The organism is Bradyrhizobium sp. SZCCHNR1017 (genome assembly GCF_032381375.1).
In the GTDB taxonomy this organism is placed as follows: domain Bacteria; phylum Pseudomonadota; class Alphaproteobacteria; order Rhizobiales; family Xanthobacteraceae; genus Bradyrhizobium.
Window position 1 is genome coordinate 700,044 of record NZ_JAUHIR010000001.1, and the last position, 20,580, is coordinate 720,623.

Sequence of the window (20,580 nt, forward strand, 5' to 3'; positions counted from 1 at the left end):
ATGAAACACATCAACGACTTCAGGCCGTTCGACGACGACGATTATGTGCGACCGAAGACTCGCGCGGTCGGTCCGCAGGGCGATGCATTGATTCTCGAGCTGCAGCGGCTGCAGGGCGCATTCGACGACGGCTCCGACGAGGACCCGCGGCAGCGCCACGGCACACGGGACGGCGGCAAGAAGCGACGGCGTCCGCCACCGTCGCCAGGCAGGCCAAAGCCGCGTTCGAAGAAGAAGGGCAGCACCATGGGCCGCGCCCTCGGTGCGTCGCTGTCGCTGTTCGGTCTCGGCGCCCAGGCGCCCCGGACACGCCGGGGTGAAGGCATCCGCGAGATGGACTGGCAGCAGCCCGCACCGATGCGCGGCAACGAGCCGGAGCTGTCGCCGCCGCCGCGCCATCCGCCCGCGCGCATGGCGGGCAGCAATTCGGCGCCCCTGCTCGACCTGCAGGATGCACGACGCGACGGCAATTTCGGCGTCGGCGCGCCGCGCGCGGTCGGGCAGCAGAACCTTCCCGCCCGTCTGGCGCATGCGCCTGCCGTTCCGCAAACCCGTGTCGGCCGCCTGGTCGGTACCGCCGGTACGGCCTTGACCACCGGCATGACCTTCATTGCGACGCAAGGAACGGCGGCCGATCTCGACGACGGTTCGGACGAATCGCTGGTGCCGCGCGTCAGCCGCATGTTCGAGAACGAGTTGCGTCTCGGCTTGCGGGTGCTGCTTGTCGCCGGCGTTCTCGGCGGCGGCTGGCTGACCCTCGTGCCGCTCGCCGGCGCGATCGTGGTTCCCGGCAATCTCGTGGTGCAATCCAACGTGAAGGCCATTCAGCATCCGACCGGCGGCATTGTCGCGGAAATCAAGGTCGACAACGGCAAGCGCGTCGCGGCGGGCGATCTGCTCGTGCGGCTCGACGCTACGCAGAGCCAGGCCCAGCTCCAGGCGATCACCAAGCAATTGAACGAGCAGCGCGCCAAGATTGCGCGGCTCTCGGCCGAGCGTGACGGTCTCGATCAGCCGGACTATCCGTCCACTCTGACCTCACGTCAGGACGATCCGAACGTCCGCACCGTGATCGCGTCGGAGAACGCGCTGTTCAAGGCCCGTGCCACGACCCGCAAGAGCCAGAAAGAGCTGCTGCAGGGCCGCATCGTCCAGCTGAACAACGAAATCAGCGGCATGGAGTCTCAGCTCGAATCCAAGAACAAGCAGATCGAGCTGATCAAGGGCGAGTTGGCCGGCGTGCAGGAGCTCTATGACAAGCGGCTCGTTCCGCTGACGCGACTGACCACGCTGCAGCGGGAAGCCGCTCGGATCGACGGTGAACGCGGCCAGCTGGTGTCCAGCGTGGCGGAGACGAGGTCCAAGATCAGCGAAGCCGAGCTCCAGACCGTCAAGATCGATCAGGATTTCCGCAGTGAGGTGGTCAAGGACCTCAGCGAGTCCCAGGCCAAGGAAGGCGATCTGGTCGAGAAGGGCGTCGCCGCGCGCGACCAGCTCGATCGCATCGAGATGCGCGCGCCGAACTCCGGCACCATCCACCAGCTCGCGATCCACACCATCGGCGGCGTCATCAAGCCGGGTGAGACCGTCATGGAGCTGGTCCCCGATTCGGACGAACTGCAGGTCGAAGGGCACGTCCAGCCCAAGGATATCGATCACGTTCACACCGGGCAGGATGCGATGGTCCACTTCAACGCCTTCAACCAGCGCACCACGCCGAAATTGAGCGGCCAGGTCTCGTTCGTGTCGCCTGATATCACCAATGACCCGCGAACCGGCTCCACCTTCTACACGGTCAGGATCACGCTGTCCGACGAGGAGCGCAAGCGGCTCGGCAACGTCAACCTGATGCCCGGCATGCAGGCCGAAGTCTACGTTCAAACCGGCAGCCGGACGATGCTCAGCTATCTGATGAAGCCGGTTCTCGATCAGTGGCGCCGCGCCTTCGTGGAGTAACAAGACCGAACGGCCGCGGTCGGCGTCATCGCTCACGAATGAACGCAGACCGCGTCGGCACCTCGACATGAACGTTGCAAATTTTCCCCGCACCTCAGACCCGGCGATGGTGCCGGCAAGTGCGTTACCGTCCGCCCAGCCCGGCGCCCGCACCGAGGCGTCTGATCACGCACGAAAGCCGCGACTGCCGCCGCCAGCGGCCGTGCCGACCCAGGAGGGTCCCCAGGGGCTGCGCTTCGACTTCAACGACGGCTGTCGTGTCATGCTGCCCGACACCGGACACGCCTGGCACGTCCGATTGAGCGATCTCGAGACCGCCAACGTCCTGTTCGACATCGACCTGCGTTCTGGGCACGTCAACAGCAGCAAACGCTACTTTGTCCCGTTCAGGCTCGAAGTGTGGTCAGGGCCCGAGCTGCTGCTGTGCCACGACTATGACGCCACCGACCGCGACGTCCTGATCCAATTCCCGGTCGGCACGATCGGCGACATCATCGGCTGGATGAGCTATGCAGTGAAGTTCAAGGACCTGCATCGGTGCCGCCTGAGCTGTGCGATGGGCGAGCCGCTGATCCCGCTGTTCCGCGACGCCTACCCTGACATCGCATTCCTCAGCCACGAGACGGTCCAGCCGGAGCGATACTACGCAACCTACTCGGTCGGGCTGTTCTTCGACGATGCCGAGCTGGTCCATCAGCCCTATGATTTCAGGCAGGTCGGCCTGCATCGGACCGCAGCTCACATTCTCGGCGTGGATCCGGCCGAGCGTCCACCTCGCGTCGCGTTGAGCGAAGACAGCCGTCCCATCGAGGACCCCTATGTCTGCATCGCCATGCAAGCAACGACCGCGTGCAAGCACTGGAACAATCCTGAGGGCTGGCAGAGCATCGTGGCCTTCCTCCGCGAGACCGGCTATCGCGTGATCTGCATCGATCAGACCGCGGAGCGCAGCCACGGCGCCTACCGGACGCAAATTCCCGCCGCAGCCGAGGATCAGACCGGCGACCGGCCGCTGCCCGAGCGCGCCCGCTGGCTCAAGCACGCCGCGTTCTTCATCGGCCTTTCCTCGGGGTTGTCATGGCTGGCCTGGGCGGTCGGCACTCCGGTCGTGCTGATCAGCGGCTTCACCCACCCCACCAACGAGTTTGCGACCCCCTATCGGGTCATCAACCATCACGCCTGCAACAGTTGCTGGAATGATGCCAGTCATCGCTTCGACCATGAGGACTTTCTGTGGTGCCCGCGATGGCAGGGCACGTCCCGACAGTTCGAGTGCACGCGCCTGATCACGGCCGCGCAGGTCGAGGGCATGTTGCGCCGAATTCCCGGCTTCGGACAGGGATTGCATCCGCAACCGCGCACCTCTCAGCAGCAGGCGGCGCCTGCGCCCTTTGATCGGCATCGAACCTCGAGGGCAGAGTCGGCGCCGGAATCCGTGGAGAGCGACGAACCGGTCGCGCTCGCAGCACTGCTGGCGCAACCGTGCGGCGACGTTGCCCGCGGGGGCCTTGCAGTCGGCGTCACGGTCGCCGCCGGCAGGCTGCTGGATCAGGCTGCCGCCGGCATCGCGGAAGGCGATCGCGCAGCCACCGCGAGCGATCTCATGGGCGCGCTGCAGAACTACAAGCAGAGCATCGCCATCGTCAGGTACCTGACCGTAGCCAATCCGGACGACGCCGGGTTTCAACGCAACCTCTCGGTCGCCTTGAACCGCATTGGCGCCGTGTTGTTCGTTCAGCGAAACCTCGAGGCTGCGCATGCCGCCTATTCCGCCAGCCTCGCCATCATCCGGAAGCTGACCGCAGCTCACCGCGGCAATCTCAGCTTTGAGCGCGACCTCGCCTGGTGCCACGCTCTGCTGGCGGACGTGCTCGCCGCCCAGGGCCGCCATGCCGAAGCCTTCGAGCAGCGTCGCGCCAATACCGCGCTGATCACCCACCTCGCCAACACGGTCGCCAACGATCCGTCGCTGCAGCAGGCGCTTGCAAATTCCTACCAGAGTCTGGGCGATGCCTTCATTCCACTCGGCAACATCGACGGCGCGCTCGCCGTCTACCGGATCAGCCTGGGCCTGACCAAGCAAGGGCTGGACGCGAACGGGCAGAATGACCCGGCCTGGAATCAGCTCTACACTACACTGCTGCAGAAGATCAGGACTGCGCTCCTGGCACAGCGTCAGGCCGCGCCGCCGTCCTGAACGGCGCACGGCGAGGTCGGCCGATACGCCCAGGCGCCTTCGCCTCTCACTCCCCCGGACAGACGATCCATCGTGGCGTTTTTCCAGCGATCGCGCTGCGACAATGCCGCGCGCCCGTGTCGCCGGGCAACCTCGAGCGCATCAGACCAACCCTGCGTCTGATCTCCGGAGACCGGCCACTCACCGGCGAGATGCAGGCAGCATCTTGACGACAACATGCAATTCGCGCCCGATCGCCGCACCCCGCATTTGCTGCTTGCCGCCAGAAATCAATCACTTGGCACGCGATCGCGGCGCATCTGTCACAGATCCGCGATGTCCCGAGAACAACATATTTGCGGACTCCCCCACGCCTTTTTTGGCCCGATTGCTCCGAGCATATAGCGAGGTGCGACAAAGTAGCGCGCGTCAGAAAAGCGCGCGACACAGCGGCGCACGGGCGTGAGGCGCGGCGCAGCACGTCCGACGCAGGGCCGATGCGCTTCCGCATCGTCCGGCCAGTTTCGGTACGGGGCCCTGCCGGGCGTCGGATGAACTTGGGGAGAGATGATCTATGGCGAATAACACCTTCAACCCGACGGCGCTGGCCAACGGAACGTCGAACCTGCTGGTGCGCGCCTCAGCGCTCAAGATGTCGACCGACCTCGTCCAAGCCGGCGTGGTGTTCAACGATGCGGTGCGCGCCTCGCTCGGCCTGTTCACGCAGGCAGGCAGCGGCAACTCGAACCCGTTCCTCGGCAGCTACACGACCGATCTCCACGCCGTACAGAACGACATCGCCGCGATGCTCGCAAATCCCGGCCAGGTGACCCTGGGCGGCCAGGCCTTCACGCTGAATGCGACCGACACCGCCGTTCTCACCAACGTGCAGGCGCAGATCTCGACGCTGCTCACGGCCGCACCGCAGACCACGAATGCTGCGACGATCACAGCCGCGGATCAGACCCTGCACGCGGTCCAGCAGGAGATCCTGCAGGAGATCAACGGCGACGCGCATCTGTCCGGCGCGCTCAACAAGGTCAACTTCCTCGCCAACACCGGCGGCCAGGACGTCGGCTTCCAGAACACGCCGGCCGGTGCCGATGATGCGGCGACCTTGGCCGCAGCGACCGCAGGCAACACGCTGAAGGATGTCGGCCTCGTCTTCAACAAGGTCGTCGACCTCGCCTCCGGCGGCATCAGCACCGCGAACCTGCAGGAGGTAACGAACGACCTCACCGCGATCTCGCAAGGTCTCACCAAGATCCTCAACAACAAGACCCAGCTTGCCCAGATCGAGAATGGCGAAACGGCGAACGCGGCCGCGCTCACGACCATCCATCTGCAAACGGTGCTCGGGCAGATCAATCTCGAGCTCAACCAGTATGCCAAGGCGGAAACAACCGGCAATCAGGCTGCGCTGCGCGGCACGGCGGACAATCTGCTCGACAGCATCGACATCATTCAGAACGACGCCAATCTGAACAAGGCCGCGGGCGGCAACGGCATGCCCGGCCATGCCGGCGGCTTCGCGGAGGATCCGGGCGGGTTGACCGGCACGGTCACCAAGTTCCAGGACAACCAGGCGCAGACGAATTTCTGGGCCGCCTTCTTGGCGGAAGGCAACACCATCAACGCGACCCTGCAGAAGATCGCAACCGGCGGAGCGCAGGCCAGCGCCGCACTGGTCACTCAGATCCAGAACTATCAGGCATTTGGCGCCAATTTCGATGCCGCGCAAGGCAACGTCTTCCGTGGCCGCTTCGACAACGAGCTTCTGAGCGGCACGCTCGAAGCCGACACGGCGGCCGCGGTGAAGGGCCTGCAAGGCATCCTGAACGGCGATACGGGCGCTGCGCTTGCCGCGGACAAGGCGATGCTCGCCGCGGCCGGCCAGGGCTTCGCGGCCGACGCCATGGACGTTTCCGGCAACAACATCGCGATCGGCGGCGCGACCTATGTCGGCTCGGCGACCACGGTCTCGACGGCCACGTCGGTGCACGGACTCGCCCAGGGCACGATCCCGGTCACGGCAACCCCGAACATTGCCAACGGCACCGGCGGCTCATCGTCGACGCCGCCGGCTGGTGGCGCCACGCCGGTGAATTTCAGCCCGACCGCGCTTGCCAACGGCACGTCGAACCTTTTGACCCGTGCCACGGCGATCCAGCATTCGACCGACCTGGTGCAGGCTGGCGTCGTCTTCAACGACGCGGTGCGCGCCTCGCTCGGCCTCTTCAGCCTCGCCAACAGCGGCAACTCGCCGGCCTTCCTCACCAGCTACCAGGCCGACATCACGGCGGTGCAGACCGATATTGCGGCGATGCTGGCCAACCCTGGTCAGGTCACGCTCGGCGGCAAGACCTTCGCCCTGAACGCGACCGACACGGCGGTGCTGACCAATGTCGAGGGGCAACTGGGCACACTGCTGCAGGCGGCGGGACAGTTCGCCAACGCCAGCACATCGGCAGCGGCAAGCCAGACGATCCATGCGCTGCAGCAGGAAATCCTCGGCGAAATCCACAACGACGCGCATCTGGCGAACGCGTTGAACAACGTCCCCTTCCTCGCCAATACCGGCGGCCAGGACGTCGCCTTCCAGACGTCGCCCGCGGGCGCGGACGATCCGGCGAGTCTTGCCGCCGCTACCGCCGGCAACAGCCTGAAGGACGTTGGTCTGGTCTTCAACAAGGCCGTCGAGGTCGCCTCGGGCGGCATCAACACCGGTAACCTTGCCGAGGTGACCGCGGACTTCACCGCCGTCCAGCACGGACTGACGGCCATCCTCAACAACAAGACCCAGCTCGCGCAGATCGAGGCTGGCGAGACTGCCAACGCCGCGGCGCTGACGACGATCCATCTGCAGACAGCGCTCGGCCAGATCAACCTGCAGCTGGGCAAGTATGATCAGGCTGCGACCACCGGCAATCAGGCCGCTCTCCGCGGCACGGCCGACAACCTGCTCGACATCATCGACATCATCCAGGGCGACACCAACCTCAACATGGCGGCAGGTGGCAACGGCAACGCCGGCCATGCGGGCGGCTTTGCCGAGGATCCGGGCGGGCTCAAGGGGACGGTCACCAAATTCCAGGACAACCAGGCGCAGACGAATTTCTGGGCCGCATTCCTGGCCGAGGCCAACACCATCAACGCCACGCTGCAGAAAATCTCGACCGGCGGTGCGCAGGCGAGCGCGGCCCTGATCACGCAGATCCAGAACTACCAGCAGTTCGGCGCCAATTTCGACGCCGCCCAGGGGGCCGTGTTCCAGGGTCGGTTCGACAACGAACTGCTCAGCGGCACGCTCGAAGCCGACACCGCCAACGCGGTCAAGGGCCTGCAAGGCATCCTCAACGGCGACACCGGCGCAGCACTTGCGGCAGACAAGGCGATGGTCGCCGCGGCCGGCCAGGGCTTTGCCGCCGACGCCATGGACGTCTCCGGCAACAACATTCCGGTCAATGGCGGCACCTATGTTGGGACGGCCACGACGGTCTCGGCGGCGACCTCAATCAAGGGGACCGCGCACGGCACCATTCCGGTCACCGCGACACCGAACCTGGCCAACGGCACCGGCGGCACTGCTGCGGCAGGAACCACCGCCGCCGGTGGCGCTGCAGCCGGTGGCACCGCGGCGAACGGAGGCACGTCGACCGGCGGAACCGCGGCTGGCGGCACGGCGGCTGGCGGAACGGCGGCTGGCGGCACGTCGACGGGTACCACGGCCAACAACGGCAGCAACGCCACGCATCACAGCGATCATCACCATCATCACGATCAAAGCCAGGGCGCGCATATGAGCCAGGCCGCGGCTGCCGGGCCCGACATGTCGCATCTCCACGCGATGCATCACATGTGGGGTTGACGAGGCAGCCGCAGCAGCTGCTGCGGCTGGGATACGGATACCCGGGAGCAAGCAGATGAGGTCCACTCGCGCAGTGCTCCCGGGGGAAATGAGAAGGACAATGAGCCGGGCGAGACGACACGCGTTGAAGAAGGAGGCCTCGGAAGATCAACAAAGATGCACGTTCCGTTCCGCACCGCGGAGGCTCGTCACGCTGGAACTTTTCTAAGGAGAGATCGGTGACCGGTCGCAAGATCGGGGCAACTTCTTGTCTGGACCGTGCGTCGAAGCGCCGCTGAGCGACGATGTTGCGGGGATGCCACGACGGAAATCAACGAGTTAGTAAGCTTCCGACCGCCGCCGTGACCCGGCTGCGACAGGAGCCATTTGCCCGAACAACATCATATTTGAGGACTCCGCGGCGCTTCTTTTGGCCCCATTGGAGCAAATAATTCCCAGGTGCTCTGAGGCTGCGACATTTCGCCCGTTCCGCGAAGGAGCGAACGAGACGTCGCTGCCCGATCAACGCCCGCGTGCTGCCCATACGCCAAGCAGCAGACGCCGGGTTGAAACTTGGGGAGATGATCAATGGCAGCCAATACCTTCAACCCGACGGCGCTGGCGAATGGCACGTCCAATCTGCTGGTTCGCGCCTCTGCGCTCAACCCGTCGACCGACCTCGTCCAGGCCGGCGTCGTGTTCAACGACGCGGTTCGCATCTCGACCGGTCTGTTCTCGACGCCCCAGAACAGCGGCAACTCCAACCCGTTCCTCGGCAGCTACACCACAGACCTGCATGCCGTGCAGAACGACATCAACGCGATGCTGGCCAATCCCGGAGATGTCACGATCGGCGGCAAGGCATTCACGCTCAACGCGACCGACACCGCGGTGCTCACCCAGGTCTCGAACGAGATCACGACGCTGATCAACGCCGCACCCAACACGACCAATCCGGCGACCCTCGCCGAGGCCGACCAGACCATCCACAACGTGCAGATGCAGATCCTGGCGCAGATCCAGGGTGACGCGCATCTTTCCGCCGCGCTCAACAACGTTCCCTTCCTGGCCAACACGGGTGCCATGGACGTGGCGTTCCAGAGCCTTCCCGCCGGCAACGACAGCGCCACCAATCTCGCTGCAGCGGCCGCGGGCGACCTGACCGCCATCGGAACGGTGTTCAATGCCGCCGCTGACCTTTCGCTGGGCGGCATGAGCGCCAACAACATCAACCAGATCCAGGCTGATTTTACGGCCGTGACGCAGGGCCTTCAGGCGATCCTGAATGACCCCGCGAAGCTCGCTGCGATTGAAGCCGGTGAAACCGCCGTTGCGGCCCAAACGACGACACTTCACCTGATGACGCTGCTCAGCCAAGCAAACCTTCAGCTGAACAAATACGATGTCGCCGAGACGATGGCCAATCCGACGGCGCTGCGCGGCTCCGCCGACAACATCGTCGACATGATCGACGTGTTTCAGAACGACGCGGCGCTCAACGCAGCGGCGGGCGGCACCGGCGCGCCTGGTCACATCGGCGGGTTCTCCGAAATGCCCGGCGGCCTGACCGGGACCGTCACGAAGTTCCAGGATAATCAGGCGCAGACCAATTTCTGGGCGTCGTTCCTCGCCGAGGGCAATACGCTGGGTGCGAAGTTGGTTGCGGTCGCAAATGGAACAGGTACGGCGTCACAGGCCCTGATCGACCAGATCACGAACTACCAGAACTTTGGCGCCGCGTTCGATGCGGCGCAGGGGGCGGTGTTCAAGGGACGGTTCGACGACGAGCTCGCCGCCGGAGCTCTGCAGTCTGACACCATCATGGCCACCAAGGCATTGATGGGCATCATGAACGGCGACACGGGTACAGCCCTGGCGACCGATCAGGCGATGTTGAAGGCTGCCGCCGCGAACTACATCGGCAATGCCGGAGACATTGCGGGCAACAACATCGCGATCGGCGGATCGGCCTACGTGACCTCAGCGACGAGCTTCGTGACAGCGACTGCGGTCAATGGCATTGCCCAGGGCACCGGCATGCCGGCGGGCGCCAATCCGAACATCGCCAACGGCACGGGCGGAACGCCTACGAGCACGACCACGCCCGGCGGCGGCATGGGCGGAGGTGGCACGACCGGTGGTGGCACCACCGGAGGCGGCACTGCGGGCGGCGGCACCACGGGTGGTGGGACGACCGGTGGCGGCACGACGGGCGGTGGAACGGCCGGCGGAGGAACCACCGGCGGCAACAACACCACCACGACGCATCACTGCGGCGGCCACCACAGCCATCATAGCAGCCACCACACGGCGGCAGCCGCGGCCACGGCCGCAACGGCGGCAGCAGCCTCGAGCGGTCCGGACATGTCCCACCACCACGCGATGCACCACATGTGGGGCTGACGCCTTCAGCAACCTGACCAACATTGGCCGGCGCAGATCCCTTGGGTCTACGCCGGCTCGTTGCGTTGTGGCAGCACCGGCCATCGACGCTGCACGTGGCCGGACAAGCTCCATCCGCTGCTCGAAGGGTTCTAGCCGACCGTTTGCGATCGGCCTCACCTAAGCCTCCGTTTCGCTTCAATCCGCCTCGACAACGGCATTCGTCGAACATTCAGCAAGTTGCCATCATGAACGAGCTCGCCGTCGCCTTCCGTCCCCGCCTCGTCCCCGCAGCGTCCGACGGCAGACAGCCGTCGGCGGCCGCGCTCAATGATCAAGCCTTGCGCATCGCCGAGCAGGCCTACCGGAAGGTTCTTTCGCTTCAGCCCCGTCATTTCCGCACCCTGTGCAGCCTCGCCATGGTCCGCCTGCAGCTCGGCGACACACATGAGGCACGCGACCTGCTCGACCAGGCCGCAGAGGAAGCCGGTGACGCCGCGGATCGGCACCTGTCGCTCGGCAAGTCCTTCGCAGGCCTCGGCGACCTCGCCAAAGCGAGCGCGCATCTGCAGCGCGCCGTCGCGCTCGACGAGACCTCGACCGAGGCCAGGCTTCTGCTCGGCAGCGCGCTCACCAGCCTCGGCGATCCTGCCGGCGCGGTTCGGCATCTGGAGCTGTTGCTGGCTGCGGACGCGGGCAGCGCCGATGCGCACCAGGCGCTCGGCTTTGCCTTGCAGCGCCTCGACCAGTACGAGCGCGCGCTCGCGCATCACGAGGCCGCACTCGACGCGCGGCCGGATTTCGCCGCAGCCGCCGCCAGCCTTGGCGACGCCTGCCGCATGCTTGGGCGGCACTCGGAAGCCATTGTCCACTACTCGCGCGCGCTCGCGATCCAGCCCAACGCGCCGGTCGTGCTGCTCAACATCGGCGGCTGTCAGCAGGCCACCGGTCAGCTCGACGCCGCGATCCACACCTATCAGCAGGCCCTTGCCCTGAACCCCCGGCTCGCAGAGGCGCACTACAATCTCGGCAATCTGCACCTGGAGATGAAGAGCGGCCCTGCCGCCATCTTCCATTACGAGCGTGCCATCGCCGCGCGGCCGGACTTCCCGGAGGCCCATAACAACCTCGCCAATGCGCTGCGATCGCGCGGCAAGCACGACCTGGCGCTCGCGCATTACGACGAGGCGGTACGCCGGCGCCCCGACTATGCCGTCGCCCACCGCAACCGCGGCGATGCGCTGCGCGACATCCAGCGCTACGAGGACGCCGTCGCGAGCTATCGAACCGCCCTCGCCCACGATCCCCGCGATGCCACGACGATGAACCATCTCGCTGGCGTGCTGATGATCCTGGGGCGGCTCGACGAGGCGGCGCTCGCGTATGAATCGGCCCTGGCTGTCAACCCGCGCAGTATCGGCACGCACCTTAATTACGGCGTGGTCAAGCCGTTCGCGGTCGACGACGCGCGCTGGGCACCTCTGCAGGATCTGGCCGCGAGATCGGAGACACTCACCGAGGATGCGCGCATCGCCCTGCACTTCACCCTCGGGCGGGCTTATGCCGACATCAAGGACGGCGAACGGTCGCTGGTGCACCTCAACGCCGGCAATGCTCTCGAGCGCCGCCGCATCAACTATGACGAGAACCAGACGCTGCGCCAGATCGAGCGCATCCGCGCGGTGTTCTCCAGGGACATGCTACAGGCGCGCGCAGGCCATGGCGATCCATCGCACGCGCCGGTGTTCGTCATCGGCATGCCCCGGTCCGGCACCAGCCTGGTCGAGCAGCTCCTCGCCAGCCATTCCGCCGTGCATGGCGCCGGCGAGGTCAACTATTTCGCGGCCGCCGCGGGGCTGTTCACCGATCGTGACCGCGGTGACTATCCGGAGATGCTCGCCAAGCTGTCCGACGCCGACATCACGACCCTCGCGCGCGCCTATCTCGACCGGTTCACGGACCTGCCGGCGGACACCAAGCGCATCGTCGACAAGATGCCGTCGAACTTCCTGTTCGCCGGGCTGATCCATCTCGCGCTGCCGAATGCCCGGATCATTCACGTCCGGCGCAATCCGATCGACACCTGCCTGTCCTGCTACACCCAACTGTTCGCCGAGCCGCAGCCCTTCGCCTACGATCTGGCCGAGCTCGGCCGCTACTACCGGGCCTACGACGCCTTGATGAGCCATTGGCGCTCGGTGCTGCCAGAGGGCGTCATGCTGGAGGTGACGTATGAGGACATGGTGCGCGACTTCGATGCGCATGCCCGCAAGATCGTTGCGCATTGCGGGCTCGATTGGGATGATGCCTGCCTGTCGTTCCACGAGAACGAGCGTCCGGTGAACACCGCCAGCCTGGTCCAGGTCCGTAAGCCGCTGTTCTCCGGATCGGTCGGCCGCTGGCGCATGTATGGCGACCGGCTCAAGCCGCTGCTCGATGCGCTCGGCAGCGAGGCCGTGCGGCCGACGATTGCCGAGGCGATCGCGGGCGCCAAGCCGCCCCAGCCGGTGAACGTCGCTCCGCCCGTGGTGACGCCGACGACAGCATCGCTTTCCTTCGCTTCGCAGCAGGCCGGATCGCTGCAGACTCTGGCCGAAGGCGCCGCCGCCGTGGCAAAGAAGCTGCAAGGCCGCGGTGACTTCAAGGATGCCGAGACGATCTTCAAGCTGATCCTCGCGGGGCAGCCGAACCAGTTCGACGCGCTGGTCGGGCTCGGCATGGTCTGCACCACCGCCAACCGGCTCGACGAGGCCAAGGAGTTCTTCCGGCGCGCGGTCGCGGTGAACGACAAGTCCGCCGAGGCCCATGGCAGCATCGGAGCCGTCGAGGCCTCCGCCGGCCATTATGAGACGGCCGTCCAGCACTACGAGACGGCACTTGCGCTGGCGCCGAGCCACGCCGGCATCCTCTATGCCTTCGCCATGGTGCGCCAGAACCAGGGGCTGATCGACGAGGCGATCGCCCTGCTCCGGCGGGCGATCGACAACAAGCCGCAGCACCTCGATGCGCATTTTGCGCTCGGCAACCTGCTCTATACGGCGGGCAAGGATATCGAGGCGGCGAAGCACTATCTCAAGGTTCTCGACTTCAGTCCTGAACACGCCGAGACCCACAACAACATCGCCAACGTGCTGCTGCGCCAGGGCCATCGCGAGCGCGCCATCGAGCACTACAAGCGGGCGATCGCGAGCCGGCCCGACTATGCCGACGCCTATGGCAATCTCGGCAATGCCTTCCTTGAGCTCAACCGGCTCGAGGAATCGATCGAGCAGAACCTGCTGGCCATCAAGATCAAGCCGGAACGCTTCGGCTCCTACAACAATCTCGGCGTCGCCTACCAGGCGCTCGGCCGCTTCGACGAGGCGACGGCGGCGTTCCAGAAGGCCTTGGAGCTGGCGCCGGACGACGCGCCGATCCATCTCAATCTCGCGAACATGTCGAAGTTCAAGCCGGACGACAGCCGGCTTCCTGGTCTGCGGCAGCTCCTCGAACGCGTCGACCGTCTCGATCAGGAGAAGCAAATCGCAGCCCATTTCGCGATGGGCAAGGCGTTGTCCGACCTGAAGGACTACGACCAGGCCTTCTCGCATCTGCACAAGGCGAACACCCTCAAGCGCAAGACCTTCGACTACGACTCCGAGCAGCGGCTCGGCATGATGAAAAATGTCGCGGCGCGCTTCACGCCCGAGTTCTTTCGCATGGTTGCAGGGCACGGCGACGACTCCTGGGCCCCGATCTTCATCGTCGGCATGCCGCGCTCCGGAACCACCCTGATGGAGCAGGTGCTGGCCAGCCATTCCAAGGTCTTCGGCGCGGGCGAGCTCGAGACCTTCAAGGATCTCGTCGGCGAATGCGCCAACCGCCAGAAGGTCGTTCCGGCGTATCCCGATCTGATCACGCTGCTGCCACCCGAGGAGATGACGAAGATCGGTCAGGAGTACACCGCCCGCGTTCGGACGCTGGCGCCCGAGGCCGAGCGCATCGTCGACAAGATGCCGCTGAACTTCCTGTTCGTCGGGATGATCCATGCGGCGTTCCCGCGCGCCAGGATCATCAACACGCGGCGCGACCCGCTCGACAATTGCGTTTCCTGCTACTCGCTGCTGTTCACCGGCTCACAGCCCTTTGCTTACGACCTGACCGAGCTCGGCCACTACTACCGGGGCTATGAGGGCGTGATGGAACACTGGCACCAGGTGCTGCCGCCCGGCGTCCTGATGGACGTTCGATACGAGGATCTGGTCGACGACCTCGAGGGCGTGTCGCGCCGCGTGCTCGATCATTGCGGCCTCGACTGGGAGGATGCCTGCCTCGACTTCCATCGCACCGAGCGCATGGTGCGCACGGCGAGCCTGATGCAGGTGCGCGAGCCGATCTACCGCCGGTCGATCGGAAGCTGGCGCCGCTACGAGAAACATCTTGGACCGCTTTGCGAAGCCCTCGGCATCGACCTTCCGCCGCCGGAATCCACATGACCGCCGGCAAATAACCGGGTGCTGTTGCCCAGGGATTGGTGACAGGCGCGGCACCCGGCTATCCGGCCGCGCGGCGGAGCGGCCGGAGCATTGTGCTCCGTGGCCTTTAAGAAATTATCTTCGTCATATGCAGAAGCGTCAGTTTTAATACGCAGACCGACAACTAATTACACAATCAAGGGTTTATCTATCCACTCAGCCATTGGCTGAGGCGAATTGCGTTCGCAGACCGGCCAAATCGAACCCAAAAGCCACCAGGATAGCACCTTCGGTCGTCCTTATCAGTTCAATTGATAGTTCGCTCCTGTGGGGTTTGAGGCCTGTCGACGGGCATGCCGCGATGCGGCACCGGTCCGGACACAACCTTTCGGCGAGTTTCGGGTATCGGTCCTGCCTCGCGGTCCATCTGATGCTGACGCCGGTCCCAACGAGGGTGTGTCATCCGCCACGGTCATCTCGGCCTGCACCTTGATGGCGCCCCACGGCATTCGGCGAGGTTGAAGCGCCCGCCCAACTCTGGCTCGCAGCAGCTTTCTCCTTTCCCGTTTGAATCCCCCAGCGCCTCCACCGGCCGGACGAAGCCAGACTGTGACGACGGCCCAGCAGGCGCTTGACCTGGAGGCCAAGGCTTGGTTTGACCCGTTTCATCCGGTCAGAGCCCGACCGGATCCAGCCCCCAACCGTGGAAGATCCCTGACCATGCGCATCACTCTCGTCGGCTCCCGCCATTTCGGTGTCGCCACACTGAACATGCTGCGCGAGAGAGGAATCGAGATCGCGCGGGTCGTCGTTCATGATGGCGAGGACCGGCTCGCAGCCGCGGCGCGAGCAGCCGGGATCGAGGTCGTGGTCCAGGCCAATCCGAAGGTCGTGCCCGCCGGTGAGATCGCCCCCGACACGGACCTGATCGTCACGGCACATAGCCACGCCCGCGTCACCCACGAGGCCGTCGCAGCCGCCCGGCTCGGCGGCATCGGCTACCATCCCTCGCTGCTGCCGCGCCACCGGGGCATCGCCGCAGTGGAGTGGACCATCAAGGAGGGCGATCCGATCGCGGGCGGCACCATCTACCACCTCGCCGACCGCATGGATGCCGGCGCCATCGCCGCCCAGGAATGGTGCTTCGTCAAGAAGGGCGAGACCGCGCGCGAGCTGTGGGAGCGCGCTCTCGCACCGCTCGGGCTCAAGTTGCTCGGCGATGTCGTCGAATCGGCCAAGGCGACCGGCACGATTCCGGCCAAGCCGCAGGACGAGCAGTTCGCGACCAACGCGCCCAGCCTCACCCCGCACTGAACATCTGATCGCATCGCCCCGATAAGTTGTGGACATCCTCCCCGCTGGCGCCTTCGCGGTGCCCTGCGAACGGCAGCATGGGCGGTCAGCGGAAGGATGAGGGCGGTCGTCCGCTCATGGGGTGGGCGAAGGCGCAGTTTGCGCACAATGCCGCCCGAATGGCTCAAAGCCGGGTTCCGCATTAATCGTTAATGGACTGAAATTGCTCGATAAAAATTCGTTGCGGCGCTGCGGCAAATTTTCGTCACAATTCCTCCAAATAAGGTACCGATCAAACGACATTGAGGGACAACGATTCATGCGTCTCGACCGCATTGGAATGGCTTTCGCCGCGTCGATCCTGGTGGGTAGCTTGGCCGCCCCCGCATTCGCCCAGTCGCCCTATGACGGTCAGTGGCAGGTGACGATCGTCACCAACAGTGGCAGCTGCGAGCCCACGGCCAGCTCGACCTTGATCGTCGCAGACGGTAAGATTTCTGCGGCTGGCGCCAATGTGTCGGGTTCGATTGGACGCGAAGGCCTCGTCAAGGTCTCCATCAATGGCGCATATGCGAATGGGCAGCTCAACGGCAATTCTGGCTCGGGCAAGTGGAACGGCGCCTCGGCCGGCATCCCCTGTAGCGGCCGCTGGCAGGCTTCGCGCCTGTAACGGCGCGCACACGCTCCTGAAGATGGTGCGGCGGGCCGCGGCCGCCGCCGTCGTTTTGACAGCGGGTATGACCGCCTCGCCGGGACACGCCGATCCGGGCCCGTTCACCGGCATGGCCGGAACGTGGGGCGGCAGCGGCACGGTTGCCCTTGAGGACGGCTCAACCGAGCGTATCCGGTGCCGGGCCAATTACGGCGTCTCGGGACCGCGGATGACGCTCGTCCTGACCTGCGCCAGCGATGCCTACAAGTTCGGGCTGCAGGCCGAGGTGATCGCCGAGGGCTCGGCCATCTCGGGGACCTGGAGTGAGACCAGCCGCGGCATCAATGGCGTGCTGCAGGGCCGTGGCGGCGGCGGCAACTTCCAGCTGCTCGCGACCACCGCCGGCTTCAACGCCAACATCGCGCTCGCCACCCGCGGCAAGAGGCAGTCCGTGTCGATCCGGGCCGACAGCCAGTTCCGCGCAGCCAACATTTCACTGTCGCGGTGATCTCGATCAACCGCCACGCTTGGCGCCGGGGATTGCACCTGCGGAGGGCGCCGGAGCAAGCTGCGCGGCGGTGCGCTTGATGGTCTTGGCGACCAGCAGCGCCTGCTCCCGCGTCATGGCGAAGTCCTGCACACCTTTATGGGTGGTCAGCGACAGCACCATGAGATGAGGCTCCCGCTCCGGCCAGCCGGTGGCAAAGGCGGTCACGAAGTCGGCTGAAGCGGCGCGTTCGGTCATGTCGTGTCTCTGGCTGCCTTGGGCTGTATCGCGGCGGTCGCTTTAGGACGAAACACAGCCACACTCCACGTTTTTCTCGATGACACGCGTCCGTCGCGAGCGAACCTGGCGCGGCGTTGGTGCACTGCACCGTTGATTTCATTTGCATTGCTCTGCACGCGAGGTGATACAGCCCGCCTTCGCCGCCCTCCTCCCTCTCCCCGCCACCTCATGAATCGTCCCGCTTCGAAACTGATCGCCGCACTGTGGATGACGGGCTGGCTCGGCCTGATGCTGGTGATGGCGGTGGCCGGACGCGAAGCCATGCGCGAGCTCAACGTGTTCGAGCTGATGGAGCTGCGCTGCCTGATCGGCCTGGTGATGCTGTCGCCGGTCATCGCATTGAGCGGCGGCTTTGCCAGGCTGCGCACCTCGCGCCTCAAACAGCACGCGGCGCGCAACCTCGTCCATTACGGCGCGCAGCTTGGCTGGTTCTTCGCGCTCACCTTGATCCCGATCGGCCAGGTGGTGGCGATCGAGTTCACGATGCCGATCTGGACGGCGCTGCTGGCGGCGGCCTTCCTCGGCGAGCGCATCACCCTGTTCAAGCTGGCGGCGATCGGGCTCGGCCTCGTCGGCGTCGTCGTGATCGTCCGCCCGGATACCGGGGCGATCAATCCGGGACAGCTCATCGCGCTGGCCGCCGCAGTCGGCTTCGGTATCTCGATCGCGCTGGTCAAGCTGCTGACGCGCACCGAGCCCACCGTGTCAATCATCTTCTGGATGCTGGTGGTGCAGTCCATCGCCGGCCTCATCCCTTCGCTCGTATTCTGGACGCCGCCCTCGGCCGCGACCTGGGGCTGGATCCTCCTCGTCGCCTTCTGTGGGACCTTCTCGCATTTCTGCATGACGCGGGCGCTGCTCTACGCCGACGCCACCATCGTGGTGCCCATGGATTTTCTCCGCGTTCCGCTGACCGCCACCGTCGGCTGGCTGGTCTATGCGGAGCGTCTCGACGGATTGACCGTGGTCGGCGCTGCGTTGATTCTCGCCGGGAACCTGCTGAACCTGCGTCCGCCGCAGCCTCGGGCCGTGCCGATGGGCAGTTCGGCTGGGACCTGAGGCGCCGGGGAGCCCTCAAGCGGCGTGATCCGGATCACGGAACCGGCGCGCTACACGCGATCGTCGTGGATCGGGCGCAACACCCGCGAACTGGTTTGTGGCGGAAGCGTGATTTTTTGCCTGGGAACAAGACTTTTCGCGCCGATCCGCGACAAATGCTGCAGTGAACGCTTCGCTTGATCGTTGGGGGATCTCCTGATGCGCTATCTCACCGTCGCCCTGTCCCTGCTCTGCATGGTGCTGACCGCTGAAGCCGCCAAAGCCGACCGCCGCGTCGCCTTCGTCGTCGGAAACGGCGCCTATAAGAGCGTGGCTCAACTGCCGAACCCGCCGGTCGACGCAAAGGCCATGGCGGCCACCCTGCGCAACGTCGGCTTCGACGTCGTCGAGGGCACCAATCTCACGCGCGACAAGATGACCGAGAAGCTGCTCGATTTCGGTCGCAAGGCGCAGGGCGCCGACATCGCGGTGTTCTATTACGCCGGGCACGGCATCGCCATTGCGGGCACCAACTACCTGCTGCCGGTCGACGCCGACCTGAAGTCGGAAATGGACGTCAAGCTGGGCTCAGCCATCAATATCGACGTGACGCTCGACCAGACGATGGGGGACGCCAAGGTCAAGCTGGTCTTCCTCGATGCCTGCCGCGACAATCCGTTCGCCGCCAAGATCAAGTCGAACTCGCCAACCCGCAGCGTGTCGGTGCAGACCGGTCTGGCCGAGATGAAGTCCGGCGAGGGCACGCTGATCGCGTTCGCCACCGGCCCGGGCCAGACCGCCCTCGACGGCGAGGCCGGCGCCAACAGCCCGTTCACCCGCGCGCTGATCTCGCACATCGCCCAGCCCGGCGTCGAGATTCAGCAGGCCATGACCGCCGTGCGCGCCCAGGTCAATGAGGAGACCAGCAAGGGCCAATTGCCCTGGGGGCATACCAACCTGATCGGCGCGGTCTACCTCAACCCGGCGGCTGCCCCCGCTGCAACGGCCGCCACGGCCGGCACGACGCCGGCCGTCGCGACGGCCACCGTGACCGCAGGCGAAGCCGAGCTCGAATTCTGGCGCTCGGTGAAGGACTCCAACAAGCCGGAAGAGCTCAACGCCTATCTCTCGACCTACCCGAACGGGCAGTTCAAGTCGCTGGCGATGGCGCGCATCGCCGCGATCGAGAGCGGGGCCATCAACACCGCCACCCGCAACGTCGCCAAGGGCGTCGATCCCGCCACCTACACCGAGGAAGGCACTCAGGTCAGCGAGGATCAGATCGGCCTCGACAAGACCAAGCGCCGCGACGTGCAGCGGCGGCTGACCGGTCTTGGCTTCGACACCAAGATGACGGGCGTGTTCGACGACCAGACCCGCGGCGTCATGAAGCGCTGGCAGGCGGCCCGAGGCTATCCGTCGACCGGATTCCTGACCAAGCTGCAGCACAAGGCGCTGCTGGCAGAGCCGCAGCCGGCGCCGGCGACCGCCGCAGTCGGCGATGAGGCCAGGCCGCGCCGCGCCAAGCCGGCGGGCAACGTCGCGGCCGGCGGCCCGCCGCCGCAGGGTGCGCCGGTCTATCGCAATCCGCCGCCGCAGGACAACGCGGGCAACGCCGCCGGCGCCGCCTTCATCGGTGGCATGATGGGCGGTGTGCTCGGCAGCGCGCTCCGCCGGTAAACGTCTTCGTCTTTCCCGCGTAAAAAAAGCCCGGAGCACGAGCTCCGGGCTTGTTCGTTAGAATGCAGCCGGCCCTCAGAGCCCTGCCGCCTTGCGCAGCGCCGCATTGATGCGGTCCTGCCAGCCCGGCCCTTCGGACTGAAAGTGCTCGAGAACGTCCTGGTCGATCCGCAACGTCACCTGCTCGCGCACGCCAGGAACCGCCGCCTTCTTCGGCGGCGCCTCCACCGGCTTGGTGGTCACCTTCTTGAACGCGGCCTCAGCCTCGGTACGGGCGTCAGCGAGCGTGCGGGGCCGCCGCGGCTGGTCGGCCAT

12 protein-coding genes are annotated in these 20,580 nt (G+C 65.7%); 10 read left to right on the forward strand and 2 right to left on the reverse strand.

Going from position 1 to position 20,580, the window contains the following annotated elements:
• The 8 genes from QW863_RS03290 (at nucleotide 1) to QW863_RS03325 (ending at nucleotide 17,268) form a co-directional block, all read left to right on the forward strand.
• Entirely contained in the window at nucleotides 1-1,956 is a 1,956-nt protein-coding gene (locus QW863_RS03290) for an HlyD family type I secretion periplasmic adaptor subunit (protein WP_315711799.1), read from the forward strand.
• 67 nt (nucleotides 1,957-2,023) lie between these two features.
• A complete protein-coding gene (locus QW863_RS03295) occupies nucleotides 2,024-4,153 on the forward strand; it encodes an autotransporter strand-loop-strand O-heptosyltransferase (protein WP_316186143.1) in 2,130 nt (709 codons plus the stop codon).
• 553 nt (nucleotides 4,154-4,706) lie between these two features.
• Nucleotides 4,707-8,000: a hypothetical protein gene (locus tag QW863_RS03300; protein WP_315711795.1), complete on the forward strand. Its 3,294-nt coding sequence runs from the start codon at nucleotides 4,707-4,709 to the stop codon at nucleotides 7,998-8,000.
• 567 nt (nucleotides 8,001-8,567) lie between these two features.
• On the forward strand, nucleotides 8,568-10,382 hold the full coding sequence (locus QW863_RS03305; protein ID WP_315711794.1) for a hypothetical protein: 1,815 nt from the start codon (nucleotides 8,568-8,570) through the stop codon (nucleotides 10,380-10,382).
• A gap of 227 nt (nucleotides 10,383-10,609) precedes the next feature.
• Nucleotides 10,610-14,836 (forward strand): sulfotransferase, encoded by a 4,227-nt coding sequence (locus tag QW863_RS03310; protein WP_315711793.1) that lies wholly within the window; start codon nucleotides 10,610-10,612, stop codon nucleotides 14,834-14,836.
• A 699-nt stretch (nucleotides 14,837-15,535) separates the two neighbouring features.
• Nucleotides 15,536-16,129 carry a formyltransferase family protein gene (locus QW863_RS03315; RefSeq protein WP_315711792.1) on the forward strand — a complete coding sequence of 198 codons (594 nt, stop codon included), beginning with the start codon at nucleotides 15,536-15,538 and terminating at the stop codon, nucleotides 16,127-16,129.
• A 298-nt stretch (nucleotides 16,130-16,427) separates the two neighbouring features.
• On the forward strand, nucleotides 16,428-16,778 hold the full coding sequence (locus tag QW863_RS03320) for a hypothetical protein (RefSeq protein WP_315711791.1): 351 nt from the start codon (nucleotides 16,428-16,430) through the stop codon (nucleotides 16,776-16,778).
• A gap of 22 nt (nucleotides 16,779-16,800) precedes the next feature.
• On the forward strand, nucleotides 16,801-17,268 hold the full coding sequence (locus tag QW863_RS03325) for a hypothetical protein (RefSeq protein WP_409977878.1): 468 nt from the start codon (nucleotides 16,801-16,803) through the stop codon (nucleotides 17,266-17,268).
• A gap of 6 nt (nucleotides 17,269-17,274) precedes the next feature.
• Here QW863_RS03325 and QW863_RS03330 read toward each other — a convergent pair whose 3' ends face one another.
• Nucleotides 17,275-17,505, reverse strand: coding sequence for a hypothetical protein (locus tag QW863_RS03330; RefSeq protein WP_315711788.1), 231 nt, complete (start codon nucleotides 17,503-17,505; stop codon nucleotides 17,275-17,277).
• Nucleotides 17,506-17,715: 210 nt separating this feature from the next.
• Between QW863_RS03330 and QW863_RS03335 the strand changes: the two genes are divergently transcribed.
• Entirely contained in the window at nucleotides 17,716-18,606 is an 891-nt protein-coding gene (locus QW863_RS03335) for a DMT family transporter (RefSeq protein WP_315711787.1), read from the forward strand.
• A 198-nt stretch (nucleotides 18,607-18,804) separates the two neighbouring features.
• The gene (locus QW863_RS03340; RefSeq protein WP_315711785.1) at nucleotides 18,805-20,265 is read left to right on the forward strand and encodes a caspase family protein; all 1,461 of its coding nucleotides are present in this window, start codon (nucleotides 18,805-18,807) and stop codon (nucleotides 20,263-20,265) included.
• Between the two features lie 75 nt (nucleotides 20,266-20,340).
• Here the strand turns inward: QW863_RS03340 and QW863_RS03345 are convergent, their stop codons facing one another.
• Nucleotides 20,341-20,580 (reverse strand): BrnA antitoxin family protein, encoded by a 240-nt coding sequence (locus QW863_RS03345; RefSeq protein ID WP_315711784.1) that lies wholly within the window; start codon nucleotides 20,578-20,580, stop codon nucleotides 20,341-20,343.